Genomic DNA, 13,727 nt, shown 5'->3' with positions numbered 1-13,727 from the left:
ACGGCGAGAGCCGTTTCACCTTGGTTTCAAGCTATCATGATTATGGCGATGGTGCAAACCCAATATCATCAAGCATAACTTTACCTGGGCCGTCTGCAAAACGGAACGTTATCGTTCTAATTTCTTTCGATTCAAACGACGAATCTCCTATCTGGAAATGTTCGAGCGGAACGGTGAAGGTTTGGAAGACAGGCTCTGTAGACTGTTTGAATTTCGCTTTCTTCATTCGATCTTCCAGCCATGACAACGTCATAAACGAAGTATAGGACGGCGGTGTAACCGGCATAACCGTTGACAGCTCCACCTCGGCACTTTCGCCCTCAGCAGTCGTCAGCTCAATTTCAATGGCTGGAAGCGGCGGCAGAGCATTCGTAACAGCATTTGCTTCTTTACCTTCCTTATCGGCATTGGATAGAAGATCACGTTCCAAAATCGCCATAGAGAAAACGAGATTATCACTGGCCTTATCTCCTGCTTGCATGCTCGTATCCGGTGGGAGCTCAAGCTCATATTCCGCCCCTGCTACCTCCCATTCCAGCTCCATGCCTCTCGTTCCTTTGTTATTTCCGTCTCTGTCTTCTGCTGCCGTTATTCCCCAATCCGTCATTCCTGCAGCAGATGCTTTGCCACCGTTTTTGAGAATCGTTTTATTCGTCCCATCCTCATACCTTGTAATGACTGTGAAATCGGAGGCTTCGAACCGATTCGTGTATGACGTCTCTGGCAGCCACGCAAGCCCTAACCTATAATCCGCAAATAATGGCAAATAGCTGTCGTTCCTGAGAAGTGTAGCTTGAAGGAACGCTGACACGTATACCTTCGAAATCAAGCGCTGCTCATCAGCCTGCAGCAGATTTCTGCGATTCAAAAACAAGCCCCCTGGCGGACGCTCATCCATTCGTCCCCATTCCGAATTAAACTGACTATGATTCGCATCTGCAATGTATAAGGCTGCTTTGAACGTATTAGAACCCGCATCCAATGAAGTTCGGATATATTGACGATCTCCGTAGAAATTGTTAACGTCCGCATCTCTAGCGCCTTGCAGAGTCATATAATTTACTCCTGACAATCTCGCCGATTTGTCATCGACCTGCTTATCTGTCGGAGCAATGGCTACAACAGACTCAATGGCAATCTCGCTCAAGCTGTCAAGCGTTTCATCCTCACTGAACCATCGATCAGCATCGGCCGCCATCGCCACAGCCTGACCGCCTCGTGAATGGCCAATGAGAGCTATATGCTCCAGATCAACTTTGCCAGTGAAGAAATTTCCAGTCTCGTCGTTGAACTGTTTAATTTGTTGCAAATGCTTAAGCAGCACCCACGCTCTTACCTTCATATCATTATTCGGAATACCTGACCATACGGAATAGTTCATGAAATTCTCGTCCACTGATATCGCGATGATGCCTTTGCTGGCAAGCAACTCTCCTAAATAATCATAGCCGCCATCAGAGAAATCCTCCATCAAATGATTGCCGTGAACAATTAGTGTTAGTGGAAACGGACCATTGCCTTCGGGCATCCATACCCGTCCATTCAAAGGCAGCTCATGCTGATCAAATCCCCAAAACCATGTTTTGAGCTTCGACCATTTGGTAATATAGGTGGATGCATCAACAGCTCTGGCTCGCAGATCCACTGCCTCAGAGAAAATGTCCCTATGCTTGTCAGCTCCGCTTCCATAGGTGAATGCTTGAAAGGCGAAGGCACCTGGCTCAGACGGATTTGCGATATTCATGCCCGCTACATGGCTTACTACTGCAAGCTCCCGCTGCGGAATTATCGCAGGCCCTGGCCAATCCACACAAACAGACAGCACACCTATGCATGCAGCTATCACAAGTCCAATCGTTGCTTTTTTGACAAGGGATATTCTCATACTTATCATGCTTGCCAGCAATAAACCAAACACTGTTGCTATTAGCGTGAGTATCAGTGAAATAACAATCGACATAAGAATGCCAAGCTCAGCGAAATACAAGATTAGATATGCTTCAACAGCCGCGTAGGTCCACGCCGCCAACAGCTTGCGGGGCAGCGGTATATACATCAACGCATAAATAAATGACAACAGCTCAACAGCGAGTGTCATCACAACGATATTTAAGGATACAAAAGCTAAAATATCTATCACTGTCCCGAAACCCGTTGGCATGCCCAGAACAGCCGTCAGCATAGCTAAAGCGGCGAATAAGGCGATGCTTCCTGCAGCAACTCGTGACCTATAACCGTTACGCTCATTGCGTGCAGCGAATCTTGCCTTTAACCAAGCCAACCACTTCCTCCATCTGCTTAGCTCCGGCTCTGGTTCTGCATACAGCTGCGGCTGCAACTGCTCCGCTTCCTGCATCTCTAGTTCCATAAATCCCCCTTCACGGTTAACCAGTTTCTGCCTTCACGCTGTTCGATATCGACAGGTACGGAGAAAAACTCACTCATTAACCCTGAAGTCAGTACGTTAGAAGTTTCAGCAGCAGCAAATACTTGACCTTCCTTAATCAGAAGCGTCTTGGTAAAGCAAGGTAAGATCTCCTCGACATGATGGGTCACATAAACAATTGTAGGTGCATCTTTCTCTTTCGCTACAGCTGCAATCATGTGCAGCAGCTGCTCTCTTGCAAATACGTCGAGTCCCGTACACGGCTCGTCCAGAATGAGTAGCTTCGGCGAGGCCATCAACGCTCTTGCAATCAGCACGCGCTGACGCTCCCCTTGAGAGAGTGTATCGTAGATTCGATTCATCAAAGCTGTACATCCTAGTGATTGCATTAATGCTTCCGCTTTGTTCTGGTCCTCCTCATCTATTTGATCATAAAGACCGATAGTAGCGAATTTTCCGCTCAGTACGATTCGGGTAGCTGTTTCACTCCCATAAAGCTTCTGCTGCAGGGACGTGCTTACCCAACCGATCATCTTCCTTAGCTCACGCAGGTCAAACTCGCCAAATGCTTGACCCAGCACTGACATTTTCCCTTCAGTTGGCCAAATGTAACCGTTTATCATATTCAATAGCGTGGTCTTGCCTGAGCCGTTCAGACCAAGCAAACACCAATGCTCCCCGCTTTTTACCTGCCAATTGATATCATGCAATATCCGTCTGTCTGCCCGATCCCATGATACGTTCTGAATGTTTATAATCATCGTTGATTCTCCTATTCCTTAGCTATGACACTTTCCAAAAATTTGACTTAGGTTATAATATCGCCCATTATTATAATACAACGATTCTAAACATACCAGAAACGTTCCGTCCCAACCTATAACGATACATACTAGTAATAGCAGGAGTGAACTTGCAAATGAAAACCAATCAATTAAAACAATGGGCTCATTTTTTTCTTACGTATAAATTTGCGCTTGATGCCGTTGAGACTAAGCTTAATATTTTGAACGAAGAATTTCAATTTATTCATGACTACAACCCTATCGAGCATATGAAAACGCGTATTAAAGCGCCGGAGAGCGTTATGCAGAAGCTCCAGCGCAAAGGCCTGCCGATCACGCTTGAGGACGCTAAGGAGCATATTCGAGATATTGCCGGCGTGCGGGTTATTTGCTCCTTCTCGACTGATATTTATCAAATCGTGGACATGATCAGCAAGCAAAGCGATGTTCGTGTCGTCGAGTTGAAGGATTATGTAATCAACCCTAAGCCAAATGGCTATCAAAGCATCCATCTGCTCATTGAAATCCCTGTTTTCCTCACTGACCGTACGGAGAATGTGCTAGTAGAAATTCAGATTCGTACGATAGCGATGGATTTCTGGGCAAGTCTGGAACATAAAATCTATTATAAATTCAATGAACAAATTCCGCCACATATTCAAGACCAGCTAAAAGGCTCTGCAGATATGATTCATTTGCTCGATCGGCAAATGCTTGCGCTTAATGTAGAAGTGCAGAAGCACCGGGAGCAGGCGCTCAAATAAAAAGAAGCTCTCTCCCTTATGATCGGGTGAGAGCTTCTTTTGCCATGCTTAATTAGGTTATCGCATAATACATTGGAACAAGGATTAAATTCAATGCTAATGCTATAAGTCCGATCGCCATAGACCAACCGCCAAGTCCTCGAGCCCCCTGACGATACGCAATGAAGCCCAGTACGGTAGCTGATGCTCCAATGAGTACCGGCCAAATGAACCATGACGCTATCGCGAAAACAAGCGCCACCCAGCCAAGAGCATATCCGTCTGACCTCTCACTTGTCCGCTCAGCTCTTTCTACATGCCGATCTTCTCTCCGCTCCGTGTGCACAACTGGATTGCCAACTGCGAAATCAGCAGCCATTTCTTCATTTACATCAAGCAAGCGATCTGTCCCCACAACAGACTGGCTTGATCGTGTTGACCGATCTCGATCATCCAACAATTTTTTATAATCGTCTTCATAATTTCTCATCGATCAACACTCCTTAGGTTTGAAAGTCAAGCAGCATGTGGATTTGGATTGCTCAGCTTCATCTTGATGAAATAAGCCAAGCTCGTCACCAGCAAATTCCTCGTTGAAATGGGCGCCCGCATGTTGATCGATCTCGATATTGATCGCACTCGCCCCGCAGTTGTTGCCTTCTTTCCAGAAGTTGCAATTCGCTACACTACATGACACGCCTTTCGGCATAAAAAATCACCTCCACTATCAAGTTTCCCTGAATGGAGGTGATTCATTCTGCCTTATTTTTGTCCTTGCATACGGCGCTGCGTCATATAATCATTTTCGTAATAAGACAATTCATCGCGCAGCTCTTCGAATACTTTGGAAACGCTAAGTACGATGCCACGGGACTCGCGTGTAGGCTTATAGCGGAAGCGAATCGCATCCTGGCCGGTATACGCATAACGGCCATCCTCGGAGTAGCATTCGTTCTTCGGATAGAAAAACGCGCTTACGCACTGGTGGTAAACCTCATACAGCACGCGTTCTGCATACTCTGTATCGAAATTGGGACGTCTGAGCAATACTCCCAGCTTTTCAACCGAGACTTCAGAGAATACCAATAAATGTCTCAAATCGGATAAAAGGCCTTTGTAGAACGATTGAGCTTCTTCTCCATTATCTTCTCCCGTTAATTGGAGCAAAGCATTGTTATTCAGAAACGGCTCCAGTTGATTGACCGCATCCTTAAGCTTCGTTCGAGTTGATTCCGTTAGCGCTTTGACGTTAGCAGTTGGCATATAGGTAGTTCCCCTTTCATAATCCAAACACGCGTAAAAACTACAATCAATATCATCGTACCACAAATTACATTGAAGTGGTACTGGCGATTAACGGTTTCATTCGCATATTTTCAGCCCTAGAACCCGAACCTATAAATTAGAATCAGCTCTAATTTCAGAACGATCAATGGAGGTTTTAGACATGCGTAGAAAATGGGTCGGTGCTTTAACCATTTTAGCCTTGGCAGCTCTGCTTATACCCACAACTCCTTTATTTGCACCTAAGGAAGTCAAAAAAGAACCACAATCGTCAAGCTTCTCCGCTAAGCGTGAGCATACGCTCAAAATGGCTGCCGTGCAATCGGATATGAAAGCCACAGCCATGCTTTGCGCAGCAGAATGTTCAAAAGATTTTCAAAAATTAATGAACGCCGCTATGGGCTCAAAGGAAACAGCCAGCAAGCAAATTAACCACATGATGCATGAACATATGCATATGAGCTACATCAGCTGGATTTCAGGTAAACGAAGTGTCGATCGCGGTTCTTTGCCTCAAACAGACAATAATCAGGTTGAAGGCTATGTGAAGGATGCGAAAGCTCAAGTCGGTAAAGGAGCTAAGTATGAATCCGACTCGTTCACGGCAAAGGATGGCAGCCGTTATATGGTGCTTGGCGTACCTGATGCAAAACATGCGGGCATCGGCGTCGTTGGCGTTATCAAACAGGATATTCTGAAATCTGTTGAACAGCATCAAATGCGCAACCTCAGATTGATTCCGTATCCTGCAGAAGGAAATTACAAAATCGAATCTGTAACCCCGAATTCAACAAATGATATAACGGTTCGCAGCGGAGAAGATAATGGGAATGCCAGCCATTATCACATCCGTGACGTAGTTGTACATTTCACTAACCCATTAACGCCTGCAGAGCTTGATCGCGTCAAAAGAGAGATCAACGCCATATCCATGAAACAGGTTGGAGATACGTTTATTTTTCGCTCCAGAAACATCGAGACTGACCAGCTTGTGCAATATTTCAAGCAAACTTGGAATACGGAGTATACGGAGCCTCACTACTTGTATATGACGAATGACAGCACTACCATCGTTCCGAACGATGCGCTTTATTCGGAGTATCAATGGAATTTGCCGTCCATTGAGACAGAGAAAGGCTGGAGTATTTCTAAAGGCAATAAAGAAGTTGTAATCGCGGTACTTGATACCGGTGTTCAAAGCAACCATCCCGATTTGAAGGGTAAAATAACGACAGGGATCAACATTGTGGATGAAGCAGCCGAACCGGATGATGACGTTGGTCACGGCACTCACGTATCTGGCATCATTGGTGCCACTGTAAACAACAATGAAGGTGTCGCTGGACTTTCCTGGTATAACAAAATCATGCCTGTCAAAGTTCTAGACAGCAGCGGGGCTGGCTCCACCTATTCCGTTGCACAAGGCATCATTTGGGCTGTTGATCATGGTGCGAAGGTGATTAACATGAGTTTAGGCAACTACGCTCAAGCAGACTTCCTGCATGATGCCATCAAATATGCTTATGAACATGATGTTGTCATGATCGCGGCAAGCGGTAATGACAATACAGATCGTCCAGGCTACCCTGCTGCTTATCCTGAGGTGTTCGCTGTAGCGGCCACCGACAGCAACAAGGAGAAAGCTTCCTTCTCCAACTATGGCAATTACATTGATGTAGCAGCACCTGGGGACAGTATCGCAAGCACCTATCCTGGCAGCCAATATGCCGCCTTGTCAGGCACATCCATGGCAAGTCCACACGTTGCTGCTTTAGCAGGCCTTATACGTTCAGTTAATCCCGAGCTAACGAATGTAGAGGTTATGGAGCTGATGAGGAAATCAGCAATCGACTTAGGTGCTGAAGGCAAGGATGATTATTTCGGATACGGAGAAATTGATATCGACAAAGCGCTGCAAGCAGCATCAAAGTTCGGAGGCACCTTGCAAACTTATCCTGAGCAAGTAAAAAGACGGTTGGACAAAATCGCGTCCAGCTATAAGAAGTGAGGTGAAACGGCTGTCGCCGTCCTCTGGTGGCACAGCGCGTTTCATTCCGTGAAATATAGAGAAGGGATGGCGAAATCATATCCATTCCTATATGGTAACAATAAAGCACCCATCGTATGCGATGGGTGCTCTTTGTTTGTGTAGTATCGTGCGGAAAGTTTGCCGTAAGCCGGGTTCTGTACTTCTAGTGGTCCAAACGGGAACGACCCTCCCACGATGAAGCGACAATCATCTATCTAGGCCGTACATTGCTGCACGGCTCCAGCAACCAACCCGGACGCGCCTCAGGCTAAGGCTGCAGCTTAGGGGCTGCGGCGTCCTCTCGGTCTTGCTCCAGATGGGGTTTACCAGGAACGTAGTCACCTATGCTCCTCGTGGTCTCTTACACCACGGTTCCACCCTTACCTGTACCGGCATAAGCCGGCCATCGGCGGTCCATTTCTGTGGCACTATCCTTCAGCTCGCGCTGACTGGACGTTATCCAGCATCCTGCCCTGCGGAGCCCGGACTTTCCTCTCGCGGCAACAAGGCCGCCAGCGATTGTCTGTCAAACTTTCCGTGGCATCGTTAAGTATACAAGCAATTGCACAAAAGCTCAACCCTCAATCGATAACAGCTGCTATTATACTGGGTAGCACTTACAATACCAATCTTACTTAGACAAACGTAAACGGCTCCGTATGCAAGGATGATGCAACAGCAATCGTCTCGGATTTGCTTCCGGCAAGCTGCTCATTCAGCCAATCGGCTACCTTCTGCTTCATTACCTTCTCAATATTATGACCCGGGTCAATAATCGAGATGCCGGCTGCAAGCGCATCATGGGCTGTATGGTAATCAATATCCCCTGTTACCAGAACATCTGCTCCAGCAAAGATGGCATGACGAACGTACCTTGCACCAGATCCGCCTAATACAGCTGCTTTCCGGATGACACGGTCCAGATTGCCCACAACGCGGACAGCAGGCACTTCGAAAATAGTTTTGGCCTGCTCAGCAAGCTCGCCGAGCGTAATAGGCTGCTCCAGCTTGCCCGTACGACCCAGTCCATAAGACCGACCCTTCAAATCAACTGGATATAAATCATAAGCTACCTCTTCATAAGGATGGGCTTTCAGCATCGCCTGCACCGTCTTGCGATGAACGCTATACGGGACGATTGTTTCAATCCGAATTTCGGCAGCATGCTCCAGCTTGCCTGCGGAGCCGATATAAGGCTCCGTGCCCGCTCCAGGTACAAAGGTGCCCGTTCCCTTCATATTAAAGCTGCAGTTGCTGTAATTGCCGATCTTGCCTGCACCTGCCCGCCAAATCGCATCCAGCACCTGCTCATGATGGCTCTCAGGAACGAATACAACAAGCTTATACAATTTATCCGTATGAACCTCTTCTAAGGCTTGCCGCCCATCCGGTTTTATACCGATTAGGTCAGCAAGCCAATCATTGATACCGCCGTCTGCCACATCCAGATTCGTATGTGAAATATAGACAGCAATATCATTTTTGATTAGCTTCTCATATAACCTGCCTGCTGCTGTTGAGGTGTCAAGCTTCGCGAGTGGACGGTAAATAATCGCATGATGAGCAATGATCAGCTCAGCTCCCGCTTCAATTGCTTCATCGACGACAGCATCCGTAACGTCCAATGCGATCAAAACTTTCGAAATCGATTTATTCAACGTGCCTAGCTGCAAGCCGATTTTGTCATTCTCTACCGCGTAATGCTTGGGCGCAAGCTGCTCCATCAACTGGATAACGGTTTGTCCGTTTGCAAACATTGCAGCACCTCCTTAATCACGTTCATTTCCGCCAAAAATTGTTCGCGCTTTAAGGCAGATTCTTGAAGCTCAGACGTCGCCAGATGCGCGCAAATCCTATCCAGCTTGTTTAATTCATGATGCCACTTCTTAACTAATACCGGCTTAGGCTCCCTAAGCAAATAAGGTCCCATTTGCAGTTGTACGCCAAACCAAGCATCATCATCTAGCCCAAGATTAAGTATTCGGGCATGATAGAGCTTGCTATTCAGAAGCTCGGCATCTTGTATGCGAACAGCATGCAAAATTTCATAAATCTTTCCGTCTTCTTCAACGATACTTTCAGCCTTAAGAAACCAATGATGCTTCAGCAGCCACCTGCGTACTACTTCCTCACCTACATTAGGCTGAAGCACAAGCTCAGTAACTCCCTCGAGCTTTCCTGTGGAATAGCCCGCTTCAAGTATATCGCTCATCAAGCTTCCGCCCATGCCCGCAATCGTAACCGTCTCAGCCTCACCTGGCTGCAGAACGCTGAGCCCATCTCCCTGACGAACCGTTAAGCGGGCGGTTAGACCTGCATCTGCTCCCTGCTTCTTTGCCGCCTCATATGGCCCGCGGTTTAACTCACCGGCAATCGCTGACGGAGCAACATTGCTTTGAAGCAAATAAACCGGAAGCATCGCATGATCAGATCCGATATCAGCTACTCGATTTCCAATTGTTACATAGTCAGCAATTTTCTGCAGACGTTTTGATAGTTTTAACATTATGCAACCCACACCATCCATCGTTTTCGCATTAGAAATAATAAACCACCGGCAATCGCAATTTTAATGATAAGCTGCAGTTGCAGCCATGCCGTATCATCTGCGAACATAACCGCATACAGCTCGGGCATGAACCAAACGAGTGAGCATGTTACGAACAGCACAGCAGACACCGGTTTCGACCAGCGGTGAACAAACCAGCTTCCCCAGCCAAACAAGCAGGCAATAGGCAGCCAATAGAGCTGAATCTCATACCATTTCGAGTTCGAAGTAAACTCAGACAGCAGCCAAGCATAAACAAGTACAGTGGCAAGCCAGCCACTCAGATGCAAGGCAGGTATTCGTGCCGCAATTCCATAGATAATCCAGAAGACCGAGCTAAATGCTAACAGCCCCGTCTTCCAACCCCAATGCTCAAGTCCATGGATGTTTAGCATATATAATCCTCCACCAAGCAGGAGGAGCATACCTGTACCTGTAATCGCTAATCCTGCAGTCTCATTGCGACTTCGCAATCGTTGTCCAATACGCAGAAAAACGACAGTTCCAAGAGCGATGACACCCATTTGCAATAGTGGATGAAATTCGTTAAAATAAAGCACAACAAAGGAAATTAAGGTAAAAGTTCCAAATGTAAGAAACCACTGCATGCCTGTCGCTTTTTGCACGGCGGCAATTGCTTTGCCTACTGTATTATGCTGTTCTTTGCTGGATTGGATCGTATCTTGATCAGCATATAAATTCAGCAGAAAGTCACAATATTGATCCGGAAGCAGCTTGCTTCGCCTCCAGTGATCAATTTCTTTCACGATAATTTGCCTGCGATCCTGATTCATACCATCTCGCTGTCCTTTCGATTCCGATTTGGCTGTTTAGTAGAAAATTATGTATGATGCCCGAACTTTAGAAAAAAGACCTCGCTGCACGCGCAGAAAGGTCCATATTCCAATCATAAAGTTTTTATTCAAGAAAATCCTTCAACCGCTTGCTGCGGCTCGGATGGCGAAGCTTGCGAAGTGCTTTCGCTTCGATCTGACGAATACGCTCACGCGTAACACCAAATACTTTGCCTACTTCTTCAAGCGTTCTTGTACGGCCATCATCAAGTCCGAAACGAAGTCTTAACACGTTTTCTTCACGTTCGGTCAGCGTATCAAGTACATCTTCCAGTTGCTCCTTCAGAAGCTCATAGGCTGCAGCATCAGCAGGTGCAAGAGCTTCTTGATCCTCGATAAAGTCGCCAAGATGAGAGTCATCCTCTTCCCCGATCGGTGTTTCAAGCGATACAGGCTCTTGAGCAATCTTCATAATTTCACGAACTTTTTCAGTACTTAGCTCCATCTCTGCAGCTATTTCTTCTGGTGTTGGTTCGCGTCCTAGCTCTTGCAATAATTGACGTGAAACCCGGATTAGCTTATTAATTGTTTCCACCATATGAACGGGTATACGAATCGTACGGGCTTGGTCAGCTATTGCGCGGGTAATCGCTTGCCGAATCCACCACGTTGCGTACGTACTGAATTTGAACCCTTTCTGATGGTCGAACTTCTCAACAGCTTTAATCAAACCCATGTTTCCTTCTTGAATCAAGTCAAGGAACAGCATACCGCGACCTACATACCGTTTCGCAATACTAACGACAAGCCGCAAATTCGCTTCCGCAAGTCTACGTTTCGCTTCTTCGTCACCATTCTCAATGCGCTGTGCAAGCTCAACCTCGTCATCCGCAGATAGAAGCGGAACGCGGCCGATTTCCTTCAGGTACATTCTTACAGGGTCATTGATTTTAATGCCCGGCGGCAATGCTAGATCATCATCGAAATTGAAGTCGTCCTGCTCGCGCTCTTGCTCTTCCCCTTGGGCAGCGAGTGGATTTTCCTCATCATTTTCGTTCAGTACCTCAATTCCAAAATCATCGAGCTGTTCGAAAAACTCATCAATTTGTTCCGGATCCTGATCGAACGGAGCCAACTTATCCATAATTTCTTTGTACGTCAAAGATGACCTCTTCTTGCCTTGTTCAATCAACTGATCCTTCACGTGATCCAGTTTTTGTTCGGTATCTAGTTCAGTATGTTGATCATTCGCCATATTCCGACTCCCTCCCCCCTAGAAACGATCTTCCTGTCGTCCTTTAAGCTGTCTCTCTAGGGTTATAATCTCACTTGCTATTTGTGCTGCTGCCAGAAAATCTCCGGTACGCTCAGCACGCACCATTTCTTCTTTCTTACGATCAATATCAAGGTATTGCGGAACCTTTAAGATGTCTTGAATATAAGCATTCATCGTCGTATCATCAAACGGAAAATCGCCATCCATCATTAGTATCGATGCAGCTGCACGTTCCAAACGGTCATCATGCAGCGTAGCGATAAAACGGCTGGCATCCGGATCGTAGCCTTGAGCAAAATAAGCGTATAAATAAGCAGCAAGAGCTGCATGATCCTCCACATTAAACGCATCGCCTAACCGTTCATGAACCGCCTCTGCTACCTCACGATCCCGCATCATGACATGCAGCAACCTTCGTTCTGCATGTGTATAAGCAGGCATAAGAGTAGGCGGTCCAGACTTTCGGGGCTTTTCATTCCTACCATTATTCCACGAATTGTCGTTATTATCCCCTTGCGGTTTCTTTTTTTGCAGCTCTAGTCTGATTTGATGACAGTCCTGCTTCAAGGCGTCAAGAGAGATATCGAACTCACGGGATATTTCCTTTAAGTAGACCTCGCGTTCCGTTGATGAATCTAGCTCTGCAACAATTTGTACTGCTTCAAGCAGATAGTTCTTTCTACCTTCTTCTTTTAGCAGTATATGGTTTTTCCTTGAATATATAAGCTTAAATTTTGTTACCGAAACCGGCATGTCCATCGTATCCCTAAGGAATGCTTCCGGACCGTATTCACTTATATAATCATCGGGATCCTTGCCTTTCGGAAGCATCGCCACCGACACTTTCAGGCCTGCGCTCTCCAGCATCGGAATTGATTTGTTTGCTGCTGCTTGTCCCGCATCATCACCGTCATAACAGACGATGACCTCTTCAGCTTGACGCTTCAGTATGGCACAATGCTCATCGGTCAAAGCCGTTCCCATTGTTGCTATTCCGTTCTTGACACCAGCGCTCCATGACTTAATGACATCCATGTAACCTTCAAACAACACGACCTGCTTGCTCTTGCGAATAGCCGGACGTGCATTGTGCAGGTTATAAAGTGTTCTGCTCTTCGTAAACAGCATCGTCTCCGAGGTATTCAAATATTTCGGCTGTCCTTCGCCTATAATGCGACCCGCAAACGCGGTAGCTTTGCCGTCTCGATCCCAAATCGGAAACATGATGCGATTACGAAACCGATCCACATATCCACTCCCGTCAGCTTTCGCCGAGAGCAATCCACCTTTTTCCATTAGTGCTAGGTCGAAGCCTCGATTCGTTAAAAACCGCGCAAGCAAGTCCCATTCCTCAGGAGCATAACCGAGCATAAAATGATCGATCAACTTATCGCTCAGTTCTCGCTCTCGCAAATACTGCTTTGCAGCTTGTCCTTGCTTCGTATTATTGAGCACATGATGATAAAGCTTAATCGTAAGCTCATGTGCTTCTATAATTTTGGCTCGGTCTGCATCTTGCGGCGAGGCTTTGCTTCCTTCGGATGTTCCCCACGTGATGGGCATCCCTGCATCGACTGCTAGCACGCGCACAGCTTCGGGAAAGGAGTAGCCCTCCATTTCCTCGAAAAAGCGAATGACATTACCGCCTTTCCCGCAGCCATAGCAATGGTAAATCTGGAGCTCTGGCGTAACTGTAAACGAGGGTGTCTTCTCCGAATGGAACGGACATAACCCCTTCATATATTTGCCGTGCTTCGTGAGATGAACATATTTCCCGACCGTCTCTACGATGTCATAATGCTTGCGAACCGCATCAATGACTTCCTCCGGTATTTTATTACCGTATGTCATCGTTCATCACCTTCATCCTAAGTAACACGTA

12 protein-coding genes and 1 other RNA gene are annotated in these 13,727 nt (G+C 46.6%); 2 read left to right on the top strand and 11 right to left on the bottom strand.

Translation table 11 applies throughout. The features are described 5' to 3' along the window. Positions 1 to 40 precede the first annotated feature (40 nt). Both FGT79_RS13725 and FGT79_RS13720 read right to left on the bottom strand, forming a co-directional pair. Positions 41 to 2,368, bottom strand: coding sequence for an alpha/beta hydrolase (locus FGT79_RS13725; RefSeq protein ID WP_138753363.1), 2,328 nt, complete (start codon positions 2,366 to 2,368; stop codon positions 41 to 43). Next, a complete protein-coding gene (locus tag FGT79_RS13720; protein WP_171056232.1) occupies positions 2,359 to 3,147 on the bottom strand; it encodes an ABC transporter ATP-binding protein in 789 nt (262 codons plus the stop codon). The genes FGT79_RS13725 and FGT79_RS13720 overlap by 10 nt, the downstream gene beginning before the upstream one ends. 158 nt (positions 3,148 to 3,305) lie before the next feature. On the opposite strand from FGT79_RS13720, the gene FGT79_RS13715 reads away from it, so the two are divergent. Beyond that, the gene (locus FGT79_RS13715) at positions 3,306 to 3,935 is read left to right on the top strand and encodes a GTP pyrophosphokinase (RefSeq protein ID WP_138753362.1); all 630 of its coding nucleotides are present in this window, start codon (positions 3,306 to 3,308) and stop codon (positions 3,933 to 3,935) included. A 52-nt stretch (positions 3,936 to 3,987) separates the two neighbouring features. Here FGT79_RS13715 and FGT79_RS13710 read toward each other — a convergent pair whose 3' ends face one another. The 3 genes from FGT79_RS13710 to FGT79_RS13700 are packed head-to-tail and all read right to left on the bottom strand — an operon-like array spanning position 3,988 to position 5,177. After that, on the bottom strand, positions 3,988 to 4,404 hold the full coding sequence (locus FGT79_RS13710) for a DUF4190 domain-containing protein (RefSeq protein ID WP_138753361.1): 417 nt from the start codon (positions 4,402 to 4,404) through the stop codon (positions 3,988 to 3,990). Between the two features lie 3 nt (positions 4,405 to 4,407). Beyond that, on the bottom strand, positions 4,408 to 4,623 hold the full coding sequence (locus FGT79_RS13705) for a DUF1540 domain-containing protein (protein WP_138753360.1): 216 nt from the start codon (positions 4,621 to 4,623) through the stop codon (positions 4,408 to 4,410). A 53-nt stretch (positions 4,624 to 4,676) separates the two neighbouring features. Next, on the bottom strand, positions 4,677 to 5,177 hold the full coding sequence (locus FGT79_RS13700; protein ID WP_138753359.1) for a YpuI family protein: 501 nt from the start codon (positions 5,175 to 5,177) through the stop codon (positions 4,677 to 4,679). A gap of 184 nt (positions 5,178 to 5,361) precedes the next feature. Between FGT79_RS13700 and FGT79_RS13695 the strand changes: the two genes are divergently transcribed. Beyond that, positions 5,362 to 7,206, top strand: a complete 1,845-nt coding sequence (locus FGT79_RS13695) for a S8 family peptidase (RefSeq protein ID WP_138753358.1) — start codon at positions 5,362 to 5,364, stop codon at positions 7,204 to 7,206. A 150-nt stretch (positions 7,207 to 7,356) separates the two neighbouring features. Here the strand turns inward: FGT79_RS13695 and rnpB are convergent. From rnpB to dnaG, 6 genes are all read right to left on the bottom strand, one after another. After that, an RNA gene (rnpB, locus tag FGT79_RS13690) (RNase P RNA component class A) lies at positions 7,357 to 7,762 on the bottom strand. A 100-nt stretch (positions 7,763 to 7,862) separates the two neighbouring features. Next, positions 7,863 to 8,984: a Nif3-like dinuclear metal center hexameric protein gene (locus FGT79_RS13685; RefSeq protein ID WP_138753357.1), complete on the bottom strand. Its 1,122-nt coding sequence runs from the start codon at positions 8,982 to 8,984 to the stop codon at positions 7,863 to 7,865. Beyond that, positions 8,951 to 9,733: a tRNA (adenine(22)-N(1))-methyltransferase gene (locus FGT79_RS13680; protein WP_138753356.1), complete on the bottom strand. Its 783-nt coding sequence runs from the start codon at positions 9,731 to 9,733 to the stop codon at positions 8,951 to 8,953. Before FGT79_RS13680 ends, FGT79_RS13685 begins: the two co-directional genes overlap by 34 nt. Further along, positions 9,733 to 10,569 (bottom strand): hypothetical protein, encoded by an 837-nt coding sequence (locus tag FGT79_RS13675; protein ID WP_138753355.1) that lies wholly within the window; start codon positions 10,567 to 10,569, stop codon positions 9,733 to 9,735. Before FGT79_RS13675 ends, FGT79_RS13680 begins: the two co-directional genes overlap by 1 nt. A 124-nt stretch (positions 10,570 to 10,693) precedes the next feature. Then, entirely contained in the window at positions 10,694 to 11,824 is a 1,131-nt protein-coding gene (gene rpoD, locus FGT79_RS13670) for an RNA polymerase sigma factor RpoD (protein WP_053376806.1), read from the bottom strand. 18 nt (positions 11,825 to 11,842) lie between these two features. Further along, positions 11,843 to 13,696 (bottom strand): DNA primase, encoded by a 1,854-nt coding sequence (gene dnaG, locus FGT79_RS13665; protein ID WP_138753354.1) that lies wholly within the window; start codon positions 13,694 to 13,696, stop codon positions 11,843 to 11,845. Between the last annotated feature and the right edge of the window lie 31 nt (positions 13,697 to 13,727).

It is taken from the genome of Paenibacillus sinopodophylli, assembly GCF_005930355.1.
Lineage (GTDB): Bacteria > Bacillota > Bacilli > Paenibacillales > Paenibacillaceae > Pristimantibacillus > Pristimantibacillus sinopodophylli.
Note: the sequence above shows the minus strand (reverse complement) of the source record. Positions and strands in the feature narration are given on the sequence as shown.

Coding starts and splice junctions, on each gene's coding strand:
- FGT79_RS13725 (WP_138753363.1), bottom strand. CDS start 2,368: ATGGAACTAGAGATGCAGGAAGCGGAGCAGTTGCAGCCGCAGCTGTAT.
- FGT79_RS13720 (WP_171056232.1), bottom strand. CDS start 3,147: ATGATTATAAACATTCAGAACGTATCATGGGATCGGGCAGACAGACGG.
- FGT79_RS13715 (WP_138753362.1), top strand. CDS start 3,306: ATGAAAACCAATCAATTAAAACAATGGGCTCATTTTTTTCTTACGTAT.
- FGT79_RS13710 (WP_138753361.1), bottom strand. CDS start 4,404: ATGAGAAATTATGAAGACGATTATAAAAAATTGTTGGATGATCGAGAT.
- FGT79_RS13705 (WP_138753360.1), bottom strand. CDS start 4,623: ATGCCGAAAGGCGTGTCATGTAGTGTAGCGAATTGCAACTTCTGGAAA.
- FGT79_RS13700 (WP_138753359.1), bottom strand. CDS start 5,177: ATGCCAACTGCTAACGTCAAAGCGCTAACGGAATCAACTCGAACGAAG.
- FGT79_RS13695 (WP_138753358.1), top strand. CDS start 5,362: ATGCGTAGAAAATGGGTCGGTGCTTTAACCATTTTAGCCTTGGCAGCT.
- FGT79_RS13685 (WP_138753357.1), bottom strand. CDS start 8,984: ATGTTTGCAAACGGACAAACCGTTATCCAGTTGATGGAGCAGCTTGCG.
- FGT79_RS13680 (WP_138753356.1), bottom strand. CDS start 9,733: ATGTTAAAACTATCAAAACGTCTGCAGAAAATTGCTGACTATGTAACA.
- FGT79_RS13675 (WP_138753355.1), bottom strand. CDS start 10,569: ATGAATCAGGATCGCAGGCAAATTATCGTGAAAGAAATTGATCACTGG.
- rpoD (WP_053376806.1), bottom strand. CDS start 11,824: ATGGCGAATGATCAACATACTGAACTAGATACCGAACAAAAACTGGAT.
- dnaG (WP_138753354.1), bottom strand. CDS start 13,696: ATGACATACGGTAATAAAATACCGGAGGAAGTCATTGATGCGGTTCGC.